Annotated in this window: 17 protein-coding genes; 12 read left to right on the forward strand and 5 right to left on the reverse strand. The window is 60.5% G+C overall.

What is annotated here, in order from left to right; translation table 11 throughout:
* Nucleotides 1–191 precede the first annotated feature (191 nt).
* The 3 genes from BLS87_RS22005 (at nt 192) to BLS87_RS22015 (ending at nt 2,539) form a co-directional block, all read left to right on the forward strand.
* Complete coding sequence (locus tag BLS87_RS22005) at nt 192–890, forward strand: CoA transferase subunit A (protein ID WP_074755597.1); 699 nt, start codon at nt 192–194, stop codon at nt 888–890.
* A 1-nt stretch (nt 891) separates the two neighbouring features.
* A complete protein-coding gene (locus BLS87_RS22010; protein WP_074755599.1) occupies nt 892–1,524 on the forward strand; it encodes a CoA transferase subunit B in 633 nt (210 codons plus the stop codon).
* A 151-nt stretch (nt 1,525–1,675) separates the two neighbouring features.
* Entirely contained in the window at nt 1,676–2,539 is an 864-nt protein-coding gene (locus BLS87_RS22015) for a cache domain-containing protein (protein ID WP_074755601.1), read from the forward strand.
* Nucleotides 2,540–2,580: 41 nt separating this feature from the next.
* Here the strand turns inward: BLS87_RS22015 and BLS87_RS22020 are convergent, their stop codons facing one another.
* Nucleotides 2,581–4,086, reverse strand: coding sequence for an MDR family MFS transporter (locus BLS87_RS22020; protein WP_074755603.1), 1,506 nt, complete (start codon nt 4,084–4,086; stop codon nt 2,581–2,583).
* A 477-nt stretch (nt 4,087–4,563) separates the two neighbouring features.
* On the reverse strand, nt 4,564–5,454 hold the full coding sequence (locus tag BLS87_RS22025) for a LysR substrate-binding domain-containing protein (RefSeq protein WP_074755605.1): 891 nt from the start codon (nt 5,452–5,454) through the stop codon (nt 4,564–4,566).
* A 167-nt stretch (nt 5,455–5,621) separates the two neighbouring features.
* Here BLS87_RS22025 and BLS87_RS22030 point away from each other — a divergent pair, with 167 nt between their 5' ends.
* The 6 genes from BLS87_RS22030 (at nt 5,622) to BLS87_RS22055 (ending at nt 13,035) form a co-directional block, all read left to right on the forward strand.
* Nucleotides 5,622–7,259 carry a 5-guanidino-2-oxopentanoate decarboxylase gene (locus tag BLS87_RS22030; protein ID WP_074755607.1) on the forward strand — a complete coding sequence of 546 codons (1,638 nt, stop codon included), beginning with the start codon at nt 5,622–5,624 and terminating at the stop codon, nt 7,257–7,259.
* On the forward strand, nt 7,256–8,716 hold the full coding sequence (locus BLS87_RS22035; protein WP_074755609.1) for an aldehyde dehydrogenase family protein: 1,461 nt from the start codon (nt 7,256–7,258) through the stop codon (nt 8,714–8,716). Before BLS87_RS22030 ends, BLS87_RS22035 begins: the two co-directional genes overlap by 4 nt.
* Nucleotides 8,717–8,933: 217 nt before the next feature.
* Entirely contained in the window at nt 8,934–10,037 is a 1,104-nt protein-coding gene (locus BLS87_RS22040; RefSeq protein WP_074755791.1) for an ABC transporter substrate-binding protein, read from the forward strand.
* A gap of 274 nt (nt 10,038–10,311) precedes the next feature.
* The gene (locus tag BLS87_RS22045; protein WP_425262245.1) at nt 10,312–11,118 is read left to right on the forward strand and encodes an ABC transporter permease; all 807 of its coding nucleotides are present in this window, start codon (nt 10,312–10,314) and stop codon (nt 11,116–11,118) included.
* Nucleotides 11,115–11,963 carry an ABC transporter permease gene (locus BLS87_RS22050; protein WP_074755613.1) on the forward strand — a complete coding sequence of 283 codons (849 nt, stop codon included), beginning with the start codon at nt 11,115–11,117 and terminating at the stop codon, nt 11,961–11,963. The genes BLS87_RS22045 and BLS87_RS22050 overlap by 4 nt, the downstream gene beginning before the upstream one ends.
* Before the next feature lie 16 nt (nt 11,964–11,979).
* Nucleotides 11,980–13,035 carry an ABC transporter ATP-binding protein gene (locus tag BLS87_RS22055; protein WP_074755615.1) on the forward strand — a complete coding sequence of 352 codons (1,056 nt, stop codon included), beginning with the start codon at nt 11,980–11,982 and terminating at the stop codon, nt 13,033–13,035.
* Nucleotides 13,036–13,061: 26 nt separating this feature from the next.
* Here the strand turns inward: BLS87_RS22055 and BLS87_RS22060 are convergent, their stop codons facing one another.
* A complete protein-coding gene (locus BLS87_RS22060) occupies nt 13,062–13,970 on the reverse strand; it encodes an AraC family transcriptional regulator (protein WP_074755794.1) in 909 nt (302 codons plus the stop codon).
* Between the two features lie 389 nt (nt 13,971–14,359).
* Here BLS87_RS22060 and BLS87_RS22065 point away from each other — a divergent pair, with 389 nt between their 5' ends.
* Both BLS87_RS22065 and BLS87_RS22070 read left to right on the forward strand, forming a co-directional pair.
* Nucleotides 14,360–14,713 carry an antibiotic biosynthesis monooxygenase family protein gene (locus BLS87_RS22065; RefSeq protein WP_074755617.1) on the forward strand — a complete coding sequence of 118 codons (354 nt, stop codon included), beginning with the start codon at nt 14,360–14,362 and terminating at the stop codon, nt 14,711–14,713.
* A gap of 190 nt (nt 14,714–14,903) precedes the next feature.
* The gene (locus BLS87_RS22070; protein ID WP_074755619.1) at nt 14,904–15,143 is read left to right on the forward strand and encodes a hypothetical protein; all 240 of its coding nucleotides are present in this window, start codon (nt 14,904–14,906) and stop codon (nt 15,141–15,143) included.
* Here BLS87_RS22070 and BLS87_RS22075 read toward each other — a convergent pair whose 3' ends face one another.
* A complete protein-coding gene (locus tag BLS87_RS22075; protein ID WP_074755621.1) occupies nt 15,144–15,767 on the reverse strand; it encodes a flavin reductase family protein in 624 nt (207 codons plus the stop codon).
* A gap of 202 nt (nt 15,768–15,969) precedes the next feature.
* Nucleotides 15,970–16,293 carry a hypothetical protein gene (locus BLS87_RS22080; protein WP_074755623.1) on the reverse strand — a complete coding sequence of 108 codons (324 nt, stop codon included), beginning with the start codon at nt 16,291–16,293 and terminating at the stop codon, nt 15,970–15,972.
* Between the two features lie 485 nt (nt 16,294–16,778).
* On the opposite strand from BLS87_RS22080, the gene BLS87_RS35330 reads away from it, so the two are divergent.
* Entirely contained in the window at nt 16,779–17,183 is a 405-nt protein-coding gene (locus BLS87_RS35330) for a hypothetical protein (RefSeq protein ID WP_208605187.1), read from the forward strand.
* The last annotated feature ends 66 nt before the right edge of the window (nt 17,184–17,249 follow it).

Genomic DNA, 17,249 nt, shown 5'->3' on the forward strand with positions numbered 1-17,249 from the left:
GGATTGTGCACATGGCGCCCATTCATCGGGCACCTCCTTGAGCGTCCTCTACACTCAAATCGCGCTGCACGTTGCAACGGTGTGGCGCAAGGGTGCACAGGCCTCCCGGTGTTTTTCGGGGGGATGTGACGAGAGTATTCCTGTCGCTTTTGGCGGTGTTGCCAACAGCGGCGACTTTCGAGGATCAACCATTGAACAAGCTCTATTCCACCGCCGACGATGCCTTGCAGGGGCTCGTTGAAGACGGCATGACGCTGGCCGTTGGCGGTTTTGGTCTGTGCGGTATTCCTGAGGCGTTGATTGCTGCATTACGCGACACCGGCAAGCGCGATCTCACTGTGATCAGCAACAACGCAGGTGTCGACGGTTTCGGCTTGGGCCAACTGCTGGCGACCCGTCAGATTCGCAAAATGATTTCGTCTTACGTGGGCGAGAACAAAGAGTTCGAGCGTCAATACCTGGCCGGCGAACTGGAACTGGAGTTCACCCCGCAAGGGACGCTGGCCGAGAAACTTCGGGCGGGCGGGGCGGGTATCCCTGCGTTCTTCACCCGAACGGGTTACGGCACGTTGGTGGCCAAAGGCAAGGAAACCCGTGAGTTTGACGGCGAGTGGTACGTGATGGAGCGCTCGCTGCGTGCCGACGTCGCGCTGGTCAAGGCCTGGAAGGCCGATAAGTCGGGCAACCTGCTGTTCAACAAAACCGCGCGCAACTTCAACCCGCTGGCCGCCATGGCCGCAAAAGTCTGCGTGGTGGAGGTGGAGGAAATCGTCGAGACCGGCGCGCTGGAGCCTGACCAGATTCATTTGCCGGGCATTTATGTGAAGCGTCTGGTGCTCAACGCGACGCCGGAAAAACGCATCGAACAACGCACCGTGAGGAGTGCCTGACATGGCCTGGACACGCGAAGAAATGGCGCATCGTGCTGCGCAGGAGTTGCAGGACGGTTTCTACGTCAACCTTGGCATCGGTCTGCCGACCCTGGTCGCCAATTACATCCCCGACGGCATGGACGTCTGGTTGCAGAGCGAAAACGGCTTGCTCGGAATTGGCCCCTTCCCGAAGGAAGATGAAGTCGACCCGGACCTCATCAATGCAGGCAAGCAAACCATCACCACGTTGCCGGGCAGCAGCTTTTTCAACAGCGCTGATTCGTTCGCGATGATTCGTGGCGGTCACATCAATCTGTCCATCCTTGGCGCGATGCAGGTGTCGCAAACCGGTGATCTGGCGAACTGGATGATCCCCGGGAAAATGGTCAAGGGCATGGGCGGCGCGATGGATCTGGTGGCGGGCGTGAAGCGCGTCGTGGTCTTGATGGAACATACGGCCAAAGGCGGGACCCACAAACTTCTGGCGCAATGTGACCTGCCGTTGACTGGCGTCGGCGTGGTGGACCGGATCATCACTGACCTGGGCGTGCTGGACATCACCGAGCAGGGCTTGCAGCTGGTTGAACTCGCCACCGACGTGACCTTCGAGCAGATTCAGGAAGCGACCGGGTGCAAGGTGATTGCTGCGTGAGTCTGGGTTGGCGTGATGAACAGATGGCGGCTGAACCCGCGCATCGCGGGCAAGCGCGTCCCGCAGATGCAAGCATCGAGCTGCCGAATACTTCCTTATTGCCATCCCGCGACTAAGCTTGCAGCCAAATCAAAAAAACGGGGTAAGCGCGATGCCGGTCGTTTCGGGATGTGGGGCGTGGAAAAAGTGGTTGGTCTTCGTGCTGGCCTGGCTGTGTGCGGGACAGCTTTGGGCGGCGGGGGACGAGGCTCAAGAGGCCGCGGCGGCGAAGGCACTGCTGGAAAAAGCCGTGGCGCACTACCGTCAAGTCGGTGACAAGGCGCTGGCCGAATTCAGTCGTCAGGGCGAGTTCGTCGACGGCGAGCGCTATGTCTTTGTCACCGACACCAACGGCGTGATGCTCGCCAGCGGCGGGCCATCGGTGGTGTTGATCGGCCGGGACGTCTCTTCGGTCCTCGAGCCCGAGCTGCAGAAGGGCTTCAAGGAAGTTCTGAAGACTCCGGAAAGCGCTGGTATTCAGCAGGCCGAATACCGTTGGAAGAACCAGAATGACGGCAAGGTCGAACGCAAGCGCGTGTATTTTCAGCGCGTCGGTGACCGTGTTCTGGCCGTCGGTTATTACCTGCCTCGTGCATCGCCGGAACAGGCGAGGGCGTTGCTGGACAAGGCGTCCACGGCGCTGGAGCAGGATCAGGACGGAACCCTTGAGGCGATCAACGACCTCAAAGGCGGCTTTTTGCAGGATGATCTCTACGTGTTCGTGGTTAATGTCGACACCAAGCGCTATGTCGCACACGGCACCAACCTGCGGCTGGTCAACACCGACTTCAGCAAGGTCAAGGACCCGGAAGGCAAACCGGTCGGCGTGCCGATGCTGGACATGATCAAGAAACAGCCGGAAGGCGAATACGAATACCGCTGGCGCAACCCAGTGACCGGCAAGGTCGAACACAAACACGCGTACATGCGCAAAGTGGGGGATTTTCTGGTGGCGGTGGGGTATTACAACGGTTGAGTCAGTGAACTTGCCGCCTACCGTGTAGGCGGCAAACAACCTCACCGATCCTTGTCATCCCGCCCGCGCAAGAGGTTGTTCGGCATCGCCAACGCCGCGGCCAGGCCGAGGACGGAAACGGCGGCACTGATCATCAGCAGATGCTGGAAGGTCATCGACAACTGGCCACGAAGCAGTTCCAGCGCCGGGCCGCTGGCGGCGTGCAGGCTGTCCATCAACAGATTGCCCGAACTGCCTTCACCGATCGCGCCGCCACTGAGGTGGCCCAGACCGGATGTCGTCAACATCGCCAATAACAGCGCCGACATGCTTGCCACGCCCACGGCACCGCCCAATGAGCGGAAGAGGTTGGTGGTGCTGGTGGCAACGCCCATGTCCTTCATGTCCACCGAGTTCTGTGTGCCGACCAGCGACGTGGGAAATTGCAGGCCGCTGGCGATGCCCGTGAGCACCATGAATAAACCGGTGAGGATGACTGACTGCGGGGGTGTGAAGGCGATGCCCAGAATCGCCAGCGGCATCAGCGCTGCACCGGTCAGAATGATCGGCTTGTAGCGACCGGTGAGCGACGTCCGACGTCCGCCAAAGTAAGCGCCCATCGGCATGCCGATCGCCAGGGGCATCAAGTGCAGTGCCGCACTGTCGGCGCCGCCCCCTGTCACGGTCTGGAAACGCAGTGGCAGCAGCACGATCAGCGAGATGGCCTGGAAGCTGGTGAAGAAAATCGTGCACCAGCACAACACGGCGCTGCGGTTGGCGAACAGATGCATGGGCAGCAGCGGCTCAGGGGATCGACGCTCATGCAGCACGAAAACCACCAGCGCCAGCAGCGCCACGCCCAGTTGAGTCAGCACGTGATCATCGCGCCAGCTATGACCCTGACCGATTTCAGTGATGCCCAACAACAGGGCCGTCAGGCCGATGATCATCAGCACCGTGCCCAGGTAATCAATGACAGGTTTGCGCTGCGGAACCGGCAGACCGATCAGGGTCTGACGCGCGACCCACCAGGCCACGAGACCCAGCGGCAGGTTGATGATGAACACCCAGCGCCAGGAGAGGTATTCGGTCATGAAGCCGCCCAAGACCGGGCCCGCGACGCTCGCCGCCGCGTACATGCCGCTGAAATAACCCTGATAACGGCCACGTTCGCGGGGCGGGACAATGTCACCGATGATCGCCTGGCTGACCGAGACCATGCCGCCCGCACCGATACCCTGCAGCACGCGCGCCAGCACCAGTTGTTCCATGCTCTGGGCCATGGCGCAAAACAGGGATGCGAGGGTGAAGGTCCCCAGACCAAACAGCATCAGGCGTCGACGGCCGTAGAGGTCACCCAGTTTGCCGTAAATCGGGACGGCCACGGTGAGCGCGACCATATAGGCCGAGATGACCCAGGCCAGCAGGTCGAAATCCTTGAATTGAGCGGAGATGGCGGGCATCGAGACCGCGACGATGGTCTGGTCCAGCGCACTGAGAAAGACGGCCATCATCAGCGCAAAGAGAATGCTGCGAATGTCCGGACGGGTTTGATTGAGGCTGGTCACGACAAGGGCTCGAACTGGCAGGTTGACCCGCCGTATACCGCTGCGGGAATTTTCGCTCAGTCTAGTCCGTTAGCTAGCTAATCGATAGCTGGCTTTATCGATTCACTCGCTGTCGACGCCTGCAGATACGATCAGCGTAAGGCGCTGAAGCTCGCATCCGACGGCACACAATGGCCAATGGTGCAGACCACTGCCATACGCGGTTGTTGCCGCAGTTGTTCTATTCGATAGGCGCCTGCCGCGTAAATGCCGAGCACCGCCAGAACAGCGACTACGTACACGCATTGTCTTTTTATTGTGGTTTTCATGACATTTGCCTCGATCCGGTTACAAAAATGTTTGTTTGTCGGACAAGGTGAGTGTAGGCCGTTATCGCGATGATGGCTTAACGATCAGGATTGAATGTTTTTATCAGCGAAGGGGCGCTGTAAGGTTTAACGCCGTCAAACCCTGCTGGCCGATCTGCTGCGGGCGTGATCACTGCCCCTCGCGCTGAGCGGCCTGGACCAGCAACCATTCCAGCAGTTCCTGCAGTTGTGGTGAGGACCCGGCACGGTTCGGGTAGACGAAATAATAGGCCTGACCGGTTTTGACCCGCAGATCAAACGGCATCACCAGTCGCCCGGCGCTCAAGTCTTCGCCGATCAGCGCCCAGTCGCCAATCGCGACACCCGAACCCTGAGACGCGACGGTCATTGCCAGGTCGAGGGTGTCGAAATGCTGACCCTTGCTGATGTTGCTCAGGGTCGTGCCTGCTGCCTTGAGCCACTGCTCCCAGTCACGTTGATCGCGGGTCGGGTGCAGCAACATGTGCTGCTCCAGATCGCTCAACTCGCTCAGCGGCGTCGGGCCGTCCAGCAGCGATTGCGAACAGACGGGCGTGAGTTGTTCGTCAAAAATGTGATGGACCTGCATCGATCCGTCGGGGCGAGCACCGTAGACCACGGCGGCGTCGAATTCCTCACGACGAAAGTCCACCGCGTGCTGCACGGTCGTGGTCAGTTCCACGGGCACATCCGGGCGTTCCTTTTGCCACTGCAACAGGCGTGGCAGCAGCCAGCGCATCATGCAGGTGGGTGCCTTGAGCTGCAGCGCCTCGCGCTTGACCCCGACCTGATCGACCGCCTCGTCGATCAGGGCGAACACTTGCTGGATACGCGGAAACAGTTCGCGGCCCTGCGCCGTCAGGCTCAGGCCCCGGGCCTGACGCTGAAACAAGCTGTAGCCCAGATGGCTTTCCAGCCCCGAAATCTGCCGACTGACGGCACCCTGCGTGATGTGCAACAGCTCTGCCGCACGCGTGAAATTGCAGCATTGAGCCGTAATCAGGAAGGTGTGCAGGGCGGGCAGGGGAGGCAGGCGTTTCATCGGTCGCGCAGGCATGAGTGGAGAACATGCCTAAGCATGACATTTTTTGCGTTGTCACCGATATGTCCGCACGGTTCCAATTACCCTACATCTGTTGCGCCTGGTTTGAGCCTGGCGGGCAGCTTCGAATCCGGTTTTCAGAACGAACGACTATAAGGTCCAGACAAATGGCGACGTGCGGCGAAGTGTTGGTCAAGTTACTCGAGAGATACGGTGTCGAGCAGGTGTTCGGCATCCCTGGCGTGCATACGGTGGAGCTGTATCGCGGCCTTGCGAGCTCATCGATCAATCACGTCACCCCGCGTCACGAACAGGGCGCCGGTTTTATGGCCGACGGTTACGCGCGCACCCGTGGCAAGCCGGGCGTCTGCTTCATCATCACCGGCCCCGGGATGACCAACATCACCACGGCCATGGGGCAGGCCTACGCCGACTCCATCCCGATGCTGGTGATTTCCAGCGTGCAATCGCGTAACCAACTGGGCGGTGGACGCGGCAAGCTGCATGAGCTGCCGTCGCAGAGCGCGCTGGTGGCGGGCGTCGCGGCGTTCTCCCACACGTTGATGTCGGCCGCCGAGTTGCCGTCGGTGCTGGCCCGCGCGTTCGCGTTGTTCCAGGCCGGTCGTCCCCGGCCTGTGCACATCGAAATCCCGCTGGACGTGCTGGTCGAGAACGCCGATGACCTGCTGGACAGCCAGCCGGTGTCGATCACCCCGGCCGGTCCATCGCCGGCCGCCATCAAGCAAATGGCCGGGTTGCTGGCCAACGCCAAGCGTCCGCTGATTCTGGCCGGTGGTGGTGCTATTGATGCGGCCGGCGCACTCACTCAACTGGCAGAAAAGCTCGACGCGCCGGTTGCGCTGACGATCAACGCCAAGGGCATGCTGGCGTCGAGTCATCCGCTGTTGATCGGTTCGACCCAGTCGCTGGACCCGACCCGCGAAATCATCGAAGGCGCCGACGTGGTGCTGGCGATCGGCACAGAACTGGCCGAAACCGATTACGACATCACGTTCCAAGGGCACTTCAAAATCCCCGGCACGCTGCTGCGTATCGATATCGACCCTGATCAGACAGTGCGCAACTTCCCGCCCAAGGTCGCGTTGGTGTCCGACGCCCGGACCGCAGCCGAGGCGCTGGTGGCTGCTGTGAACGAAGAAACACTGACCGAGCGTCAGAGTGACTGGGGCCACAAACGCGCGGCTGCACTCAAAGAGACGCTGACCGCGTCATGGGATGAAGCCACGCGCGGGCAGACGCTGTTCCTGGAAACTGTCCTGGAGGTGCTGCCCGACGTGGTGCTCGTGGGCGACTCGACCCAGCCGGTCTATACCGGGAACCTGACGCTGGATCTGGACAAGCCGCGCCGCTGGTTCAACTCGTCCACCGGCTACGGCACGCTGGGTTATGCCTTGCCCGCGGCGGTGGGTGCCTGGCTTGGCAGTCAGGATGCAGGGGAGCGCAACCCGGTTGCCTGCCTGATCGGCGACGGTGGCCTGCAATTCACCCTGTCGGAACTGGCCAGCGCGGTCGAAGCGCGCACGCCGATCATCGTGCTGCTGTGGAATAACCAGGGTTACGAGGAGATCAAGAAGTACATGGTCAATCGCGCGATCGAGCCGGTGGGCGTGGACATTTACACCCCTGATTTCATCGGCGTCGCCAAAGCCCTGGGCTGCGCGGCCGAGGCGGTCAGCAGCGTCGAGCAACTGAAAACGGCATTGAATGCGGCCAACGACCGTCAGGGCCCGACCGTCATCGAAATTGACCAGCGTCGCTGGATGAATGGATTGAAAGCATTGTGAGTGAGGCAACTGTGTTGAGCCCGGTTTTGGCAGGTGTATACATCGACGGTCATTGGCGCGCTGGCGGCGAGCAACTGACCGTGATCAACCCGTCGACCGAGGAGCGTCTGGCGATCGTCACCGGTGGCGATGCGCGTGCGGTGGATGATGCCGTGCAGGCTGCACGCGAGGCCTTCGGCGCATGGTCGAAAACCACCGGCGCGGCGCGGGCGATGATCCTGCGCAAAATCGCCCACGGTGTGGCGGCCCGTCGCGAGCGGCTGATCGAGTTGCAATCGAGCAACAACGGCAAACCGGGGTTCGAAGCAGCCATCGACGTTGACGATGTGATCGGCACCTTCAACTATTACGCCGAATTGGCCGAAGCCTCTGACGGTCAGCAGAACCGTGCGGTCGAGCTGCCCAGCGATGAATTCACCGCGCGCCTGCGCCGTGAGCCGTGCGGCGTGGTCGGGCTGATCGTGCCGTGGAATTTTCCGATGGTGACCACTGCCTGGAAGCTCGCGCCTGCATTGGCGGCCGGCTGCTGTGTGGTCCTGAAGCCTTCCGAAGTGACGCCTCTCGCCGAGCTGGAACTGGCGCAGATCATTGCCGCGAGCGGTTTGCCGACGGGGGTGTTCAACGTCGTCTGCGGCACTGGTCTGGCGGTCGGCGCGCCGATGTCGGGCCACCCCGGCATCGCGAAAGTGTCGTTCACCGGCAGTAATGCGGTGGGCGTGCAGGTAATGCAGCGCGCGGCGGAAACCGTGAAAGGCGTCAGCCTGGAACTGGGCGGCAAGTCTTCTCTTCTGGTGTTGGCCGATGCCGATCTGGATCTGGCGGTGGAGCTGGCCAGTGGCGGCGGATTCTTCAATGCCGGACAGATGTGCTCGGCGACCAGCCGCGTACTGGTGGCGAACGAACTGCTCGAACCCTTTCTGGAGCGCATCGTCGCAAAGGCCAGATCGATCAAGGTCGCCGCCCCTCAGGACGAAGGCGCCGAGATGGGCCCCTTAGTCAACAAGGCACAGTATCAACGGGTGATTGCCCATATCGAGGCCGGCAAAGACACGGGCGCGCGTCTGTTGTGCGGCGGGAAACGTCCGGCCGACCAGCCTCGCGGGTATTTTTTGCAGCCTGCGGTGTTCAGCCACGTGCCCCTGGACAGTGCGCTGTGGCGCGAGGAGATCTTTGGCCCGGTGGTCTGCGTTCGGGGTTTCAGCTCGGAAGCCGAGGCGATTGCTCTGGCCAACGACAGCCAGTTCGGTCTGGTGGCCAGCGTGGTCGGTCGTGATGCCGCGACCACTGAACGCGTCGCCAACGCGCTGCAGGCGGGGCTTGTGTGGATCAACGCGCCACAGGTGATCTTTCCTCAAACCGCTTGGGGCGGCTACAAGCAGAGCAGTCTGGGCCGCGAGTTAGGGCCTTGGGGCATGCAGGCATTTCAGGAAATAAAACACGTCGTTCGCGCTGTCTGAGCCGGTCGAAAACAGTTCACGCATGCCTCCCCATAAGGCATGCGTCGAGCACATGGCTCCAATGAAAAACTTTCGATTGTTGAGGGACCTGCGTCGCCGCAGGATGACCCCGCTGACTTGCTGAACTCCCCGCCATCCGGGGCTTATAGAGAAGTCGGCTTGCGCGCTGCGGTGCGAATTCCCTCAACCATGCGACAGAAAAACAATGGAGTCCGACGTGGGCAAACATGATCTGAACAGACGGCAATTCATCAAGGCAGTGGGCGTCGCATCCGTGGGCGCGGCGGCCATGTCCATGCCCTTTATCCGGGCGAGCGCCAGTGATGGCAAATTCCAGGGCAAGACCCTGCGTCTGCTGACCTGGTCGGATGACACGGGCCTTGCAGCCCTGCGCAATATCGCGGCGACATTCGAAGCCAAAACCGGCGCCAAAGTGATTGCAGACCGCACCGGCAGCACCTCGGAAATGGTCGCCAAACTCAAGGCCGGCGGCGATCGTCCTCAGTACGACATCATTACCCTGGCAGGCGTCGGCGCCGAAGGCCTGGCGGCCGCCGGTCTTCTGGAAAAACCGGACCTGAACCGCATTCCCAACATTGTTGATGTGCCTGAGAAGTACCGCACCGGCGCCAATGGGCACGGCATCGGTTACCTGCTCTGGTGCAACAGCCTGGTGTACAGCACTCGCACCGTGAAGGAGGCCCCGGACAGCTACGCCGCGCTATGGGACAAGGACATGGCGCCGAATATTTTCCTGCCGCCGCCCAACTGGACCGAGGCAATGGACCTGATCATCATCGCCGCGAAACTCGCTGGCGGTGACGAGCACAACATCGAGCCGGGCTTCAAGAAGCTCGCCGAGTTGAAGGACCGCGTCGTGACGCTGGGTGAGAACCCGAACCAGATCGCCGAGTTGTTCCGCACCGGTTCCCTGGACATGGGCGGGCTTTATGCGCCGGCATTCTTCCCGAAACAGATTCGCGACCCCAACTACGGCCTGGGCGCCACCTTTGGCATGAAGGAAGGCTTTTACACGGACCTGATGCAGTCGGTGATGCCGAAGAATCGTCCCGGCGATACTGACCTGGCCTACGCCTTCCTTGACCACTCGCTGGACCCAGTGGTGCAGGGCAAGATGGCCGAAGACATCTACAACGGCCCGGTCAACGCCAAGGCGGTGATCTCCGCCGAAGCGCGCAAAAGCCCGTACATCCTCACGCCTGAGCAGATTGCCGACAAGGCGATCATGCACGACAACGCCTTCCTGGCGACGGTGCATGACCAGTGGATTCGTCGTTACACCGAGATTTTCTCGTCCTGAGCCTGTGATAGGCGTCACGCGGGTGTTGTGTGGTCGTCCGTCCTGACGTCATCGCGAGCAAGCTCATTCCTACAGTGGAACGCGATCAATTGTAGGAGCGCGCTTGCCCGCGAACACATCGGACGTGCACCCGATGCATCCCTGACTCATCGCTAAACCCGAGATCAAACACATGCAAAACCCACCTATAACGCGCCAGGAAGACGCAGCCAAACCGCGTCGAAACCAGCCATTCTCGGCCACCGCTCGCGCATGGCTGTTCCTCACGCCGTCGATGCTGTTCCTCGCCGTACTGATCGTCGCCAGCCTCTTGGTCCTGCGCATGAGCGTCGGCACCAAAGGGGCGGAGTGGAGCGGCTTCAGTCTCGACAGTTATGCACAACTGTTCGAACCCTATTATTTGAAGTCCCTGCTGCTGACCTTGCGACTGGCCCTGATCAGCGCGGTGATTGCCGTCATCCTGGCGATCCCGGTCGGCTACACCATGGCGCGGCTCAAGTCGCCCTTGGTCAGACGTGTTTTTCTCGCGGCGGTCCTGTTGCCGCTGCTGGTCAACCTGCTGCTGCAAAGTTACGGCTGGCTGGTGATTCTCGGCCCGGCCGGCATGCTCAACCAGGCGCTTAAGGGGATGGGGCTGATCACTCGGCCGATCATGATGCTCTACAACCAGAACGGCGTGCTGATGGGCCTGGTGCAAACCGCTTTCCCGCTGGCAGTGCTGCCGATCGCGAGCGCCATGCGCGGGATTTCGCGAAGCTATGAAGAGGCCGCCGCGACGCTGGGCGCCAGTCGCTTTCAGGTGTTTCGTCAGGTCATCCTGCCCATGAGTCTGCCGGGCATCATCACCGGCGCCACGCTGGTGTTCGCCTACAACGCCAGCAGTTTCGTCGTGCCGTTGCTCCTCGGCGGTCGGCGCGTGCCGATGCTCGCGGTGATGGTGCATGACCAGATCGCGCCGCTCATGAACTGGCCTGCTGCGTCGGCGGCGGGTGTCGTGCTGATCATCACGACGCTGGCGATCATGACCCTTTCCGAATTCGTCACCGGTCGCCGTCGGCGCATGCTGGAGGCTTCGCAATGAGCAAAAAGATACGCCGTTCCCAGCCCCTTTTACCCGGCGAAACCGGACGTTTCGCGGCCATTGTGTCGGCGGTGATTCTGTTCCTGGCAGTCACCCCGATCCTGACCATGATCGTCATGTCGTTCAGCGGCTCGGCCAACCTCGATTTTCCGCCGAGCAGCTACAGCCTGCAGTGGTACAGGGCGGCCTGGCAGACCTTCGTTTCCCCGGATGAAAGCGATGTGCTGAGCCTGGGCAAAGCCATGACCACGAGCCTGATGGTGGCGTGCCTGACGATGATCTTCGCCACGTTGATTGCTGTGCCGGCGTCTTACGCGCTGACGCGTTGCGAGTTCCGTGGCAAGGCCTTCGCGATGCAACTGATGTCGCTGCCGCTGGTGTTCCCGATGGTGGTCCTGGGGCTGGCCTTGCTGCTGGTGTTCGACAGCTTGCCATTTCACCTGAGCACCTCGCGGCTGGTGATTGCCCACGTGATTCTCGCGCTGCCTTTCGTGATCAAGAACTGCACGGCCTCGATGATGACCATCGGCAGCGAAGTGGAAGAGGCCGCGCAGATGCTGGGCGCTTCTCCCACCCGCGCCATCGTCGATGTCGTGGTGCCGTTGATGAAATCGGGGATTCTCGCCGGGATGCTGCTGGCCTTCATCGTCTCGTTCAACGAGTTCACGGTGACCTACTTCCTTTACAACATCGACGTGATGACCGTGCCGATCTGGATGTACAGCCGCACCGTCTCCTCGCTCGATCCCACCGTTTTCTCGTTCGCCGTGCTGATCGTGCTGATCGACTTCGTCCTGATCTGGGCGTTGGAGAAGCTGGTCGGTGAAGGTGGCGTTTCGTTCTGATTTGAGGTGTGAAGAAATGACCGGACTGATGCTCGAAAACGTTGAAAAATTCTATGGCTCGGCCTGCGCCGTCACCGACGTTAATCTGCACCTGCCGCAGGGCAAGCTCGTGTGCTTCCTGGGCCCGTCGGGCTGCGGCAAAACCACGTTGCTGCGCATGATCGCGGGGCTTGAAACCCTCACCAGCGGCGAGATTCGCCTGGATGGCGAGGACGTCAGCCACACGCCGGCGCACGAGCGCAATTTCGGGATGGTGTTTCAATCGCTGGCGCTGTTCCCGCACATGACGGTTGGCGAAAACATCGCGTACCCGCTCAAGTTGCGGGGTGTCGACAAGGCCGCGCAGAAAGCGCGTGTCACCGAGCTGCTGGCGATGATTCAGCTGCAACAGATGGTGGATCGTCCGGTGGCGAAACTGTCCGGCGGTCAGCGCCAGCGTGTCGCGATTGCCCGCGCGATTGCCTCGCACCCGAAACTCTTGTTGCTCGACGAGCCGCTGTCCGCACTGGACGCCAAGCTGCGAGAGTCGATGCAGGTGGAAATTCGTCAACTGCAAAAACAGCTGAACATCACCACCATTCTGGTGACCCACGATCAACGCGAAGCCATGACCATGGCCGACATCGTCGTGGTGCTGGGTGAGCACAGGGTGCAGCAGGTAGGTACGCCGATTGAGATTTACCGCAACCCGGCCAACGCCTTTGTCGCGGACTTCATCGGTTCCGGCAATATCTTCCCGGCCAAAGCTCTGGGTGGTGGCCGCGTGCAGCTGCCCGCAGGCGATTCACTGGACGTGCCGATCGGCGACACGATCAAAGCCGGTGCCGAGATCAGAATGCTGGTGCGCCCGGAAGACTTGCAGCTTTCGCGTTCGCAGGCTGCTGAAGGTAATCGCCTGAACGGCACGGTCACGTTCATTCGCGACATTGGCGCCACCATCGAAACCACGGTGGAGTGCGGCGGCGTGTCGCTGACCGCGCTGAGTACGCCGAACCAGAGCCTCGGGCTGGCCATTGGTCATCCGATCTCGGTGATGATTCCTGCTGAGGCGTGCCGGGTGCTGAGCGCCTGACCTGCATGCTGCTCAGCGCCGATGGTTCACAGCGTTTTACGCAGGCGCGCCAGGTCCCGCAACGGGGGCGCGCCGAACAGGCGGCTGTATTCGCGGCTGAACTGGGACGGGCTTTCATAGCCCACCTTGTAACCGGCGGCTGACGCCTCAAGCCCGTCGGCCAGCATCAGGCGACGGGCCTCCTGCAAACGCAGCTGTTTCTGATACTGCAACGGGCTCATGGCGGTCACGGCCTTGAACCGATGGTGCAGTGTCGAGACACTCAAATTCACTTCCCGAGCCAGCTCTTCGATACGCAACGGTTGCTGAAAATGCTCGTTCAGCCATTTGATGGCTTGGGTCACACGATGGGTCTGGCAGTTGGAGATGGCGATTTCATACAACCGATAGCCTTCGCTCCCGCGTAGCAAGCGGTAGAGGATTTCGCGGGTGATCAGCGGCGCCAGCATGGGGATGTCTTTCGGGCTGTCCAGCAGGCGAATCAGGCGAATAACCGCGTCCAGCAATTGTGAATCGATGCGTTCCACGTACATGCCGCGTCCACTGGGGCGGGTCGGTACGCTCATAGGACCGGCTTGCGCGATTAACGCATTGATGTCGGCGGGGTCGATGTCCAGCCGCATGGCCAGGTGCGGGTCTTCCGGCGTTGCGTAAATCACTTTGCCGCTGATAGGCAGGGCAACCGAGAGCACCAGGTAGTTGAGCGGGTCGTAGGTGAACAGTTCGCCACCCAGCGTCACGTCCTTGCGGCCTTGGGCCATGATACACAGCGCAGGTTGAACCACGCCTGGCACGGACTGCAGCGGGCGGTCGTGACGCACCATGAACAGCGGCTTGATCAATGTCTGAAAGCTGCCGTCCGAGGGAGCGTGTCGACGGATCAGCTCGGCAAGCTCTGCTCGCTGCTGTTCCATTGTCGCGCTCAATTCTGGCATCGGCCGGGTGTCTGGCGCGGCACGGGCGATGGCGGGCTCAACGGCGGTGGGCAACATGGAAAATTCCTCTGACGGAGCGTCGATGCAGCACAGCTTATTTTTGTGCAATCGCAAGCGGTAGGCGAATCCTGCCGGATGATTGCCTGATTCTGCTATCGATTCATGCGATAGACGACGAAACGCCCTACCTGGCTGGGTTGATTGCTTGAAACTCCCGCGTCCAATGCCCCGGTTGGGCGATCAATGGGCTGGCGGCTGAGAAGCCTGCGCGCAGAATCAGGCAATAACGAGGCAGTATCCGGCTAACGACATTTGCACGGGGGCCACTAATCTTCACATCCAGCCGCAACGCCTTCTTCGATCGCGGCTGAATCAAAGGAGCGAAGACCATGCACAACCCGTCAGCTGTGAGCCACCTTGTGACCTTGCGCGCCAGCGCCGGAAACGGTGCCCGACTCGGCGCACGCCTGAGCACGTTGATCGCCCCATCCTCCCGGGCCGGCGGTTGCCTGCACTTCGCGCTGCAGCAATCGATGACTGAAAAGGAGGTGTGGGTGATCAGCGGACTGTGGGCGGACGCCTCAGCCATGAACGACTGGTTCGCCACACCTGAGCTGGCACTCTTTTCCGAGTTGGTGACTGAGCGCCTGGTCAGTAGCCTGGATTTTCAGACCTTCGCCCACGTCAGCGCCGCCCAGGCCGAGGCGGCGTATGGGTTGCCGGATGTGCGGAAGGCGGGGTGAGCAGCGGTTGTTTTAAGCGTTTTATCGCGAGCAGACCCACTCCTGCGAGACAGTGCGATCACGGTGGGTGAGCGTGGTCTGGGCGTTATTGCGACGAATACGTCGGCTTGAACATGGAAAATCTCACGCTCATCTCCCCAGCTCAGGTTTAAAATCCACGCCTTCTCTTTCAAGGCAGGATCCTCCTCCCATGGCACGCAAAGAATTCCAGCATTACGAAGCCGTTTCCGCTGCAGTCCCTGGCGACGGCGCGTACAGCGCCGCTATCGCCGTCAAAGGACTGGGAGCCGGTGGTGCGCCGACCTTTCATCGCGTGCTTCAAGACCAGACATTCAAGACAGCGCTGGCCGCCGATCAAGCGGCGGTCCAGGAACTGGAGCGGTTGATCGACGTGACGTCTGAGGGCGAACTGATGTTCGCCCAGGACTGATCAGGCGCGCGGTCGGTACATCTTGAACAACGACTCAGGGCCTAGCTGGAAATAATCGGCCGGGCCACCGCCGCGCAGGATCGGCTCACCGGCTGCGGTGTCGTAAATACCGTCCTTGAGCAGGCGCTTGGCGATGTGAATCGCTACCACTTCTCCCAGAATCAACCAGCTTGGCACGACTTCCTTGTCCGCGCGTTGCAGCTGGATGATCTGCGTCACCTTGCACTCAAACGCCACCGGCGTTTCTTTTACCCTCGGCACCGACACGATGCGTGACGGCTCGGCGGTGAGATTGGCGAGCTCGAATTCATTCACGTCTGCTGCCACGGGCGCGCAGCTCATGTTCATCTGCTCGGCAAGCGGACGGGTTGCGAGATTCCACACGAACTCGCCGGTCTGCTCAATGTTGTTCAGGCTGTCTTTGCGGCCAATGCTGCAGAAGCCAATGATCGGCGGCACGTAGTTGAAGGCGTTGAAGAAGCTGTACGGCGCAAGATTGAGCTTGCCATGGGCGTCCTGAGACGAAATCCAGCCAATGGGACGCGGGCCGACGATGGCGTTGAACGGATCGTGCGGCAGCCCGTGACCTTTGGATGGCTCGTAGAAATGAATATCGTCTGACATGGCGCATTTCCTGAATGAGAGAGGCGACGAGCCGGTTTGCGTATCGGCTGTCTGCACAGAATGAAGGCCGTCATAGTGCAAGGCATTTCCCGCGGATTCCAGACCCTGCCGTGATGCGGACAAAAAAAAGCCCGGCATAAACCGGGCTACAAAGGGAGTTCAGGAGGTGGAACGTGTGAAGCGGTAGACCTGTAAAGCCGAATCAGCTGACGCGGTTGTTGCCTACACGATCAGCGCCGTCAGCGGCCAAGCGGTTTGCACCGACGTGATCGGCACCATCTGCGGCCTGACGGTTGTTGCCTACACGATCAGCGCCGTCAGCGGCCAAGCGGTTTGCACCGACGTGATCAGCACCATCAGAAGCCTGACGATAAGAACCCGTGTGCGAAGCGTTGGTGTGAGAAGAACCACCTTCGGCTACAACCGTACCGTTCAATACAGCGTGATGATCAGAAACAGGCAATGCGAATGCACTCGATGCCAGAATGGAAAGACTAAGGCCGAACAGAAGATTTGAAGTTTTCATGATGTTTGCTCCATCAAAGTTCAATAATTTCTTTAACTTGGGTATGGAGTGAATTCTACGCGCGCATGCATTAAGTAGAAGTTAACAAGGTTGCTAACGACCATCGCTGAAAATGATAGTTGGCCGCAGCGCCCGGTTTTAAAGCGCTCCAGCGGATTTTGATCCGCAATGGGGCAAATTCTGTCAGTTCTGACAGTTTTGCTCCTTGACAAATAAATTCTTGCGTGGACGCATTTTTTCATGGGTGAGGTTTGCGTGATGAGTGGTGATTCATCAGGGTGATAGCGCGATCTGCTGGAAACGAGGAGAAAATCACCCCGAAATCGCCAGATGCCCCGTAAATGCAGGGACGAGATCGTTTCGCTGCATCAGAAAAAACTAAGCCCGGCGAAAGCCGGGCTCGAGAGGGAGCCGCTTGGCGATCAGCTCAGACGATTTGCGCCTACACGGTCAGCACCATCGGCAGCGACACGATTTGCACCAACATGGTCAGCACCATCAGTGGCCACACGGTTGTTGCCTACACGGTCAGCGCCGTCAGCGGCCACACGGTTGTTGCCTACACGGTCAGCGCCGTCAGCGGCCACACGGTTGTTGCCTACACGGTCAGCGCCATCAGCGGCCACACGGTTGTTGCCTACGCGGTCAGCGCCGTCAGCGGCCACACGGTTGTTGCCTACGCGGTCAGCGCCGTCAGCGGCCACACGGTTGTTGCCTACGCGGTCAGCACCGTCAGCGGCAACACGGTTGTTACCTACGCGGTCAGCACCGTCAGCAGCAACACGACCGATGTTGGTATGAGAGGATCCGTTTTCAGCAACTACCGGCGCGTTGACATGTTTGCTTGCGTCTGCAACGGGAAGTGCAAAAGCGCTAGAAGCCAGAAGTGAGAAAGCGAGGCCGAAGATCAGTTTGTTAGTTTTCATGGTAGTTGCTCCAGATCGATTCAAATAAGT

The organism is Pseudomonas abietaniphila, from assembly GCF_900100795.1.
Lineage (GTDB): Bacteria > Pseudomonadota > Gammaproteobacteria > Pseudomonadales > Pseudomonadaceae > Aquipseudomonas > Aquipseudomonas abietaniphila.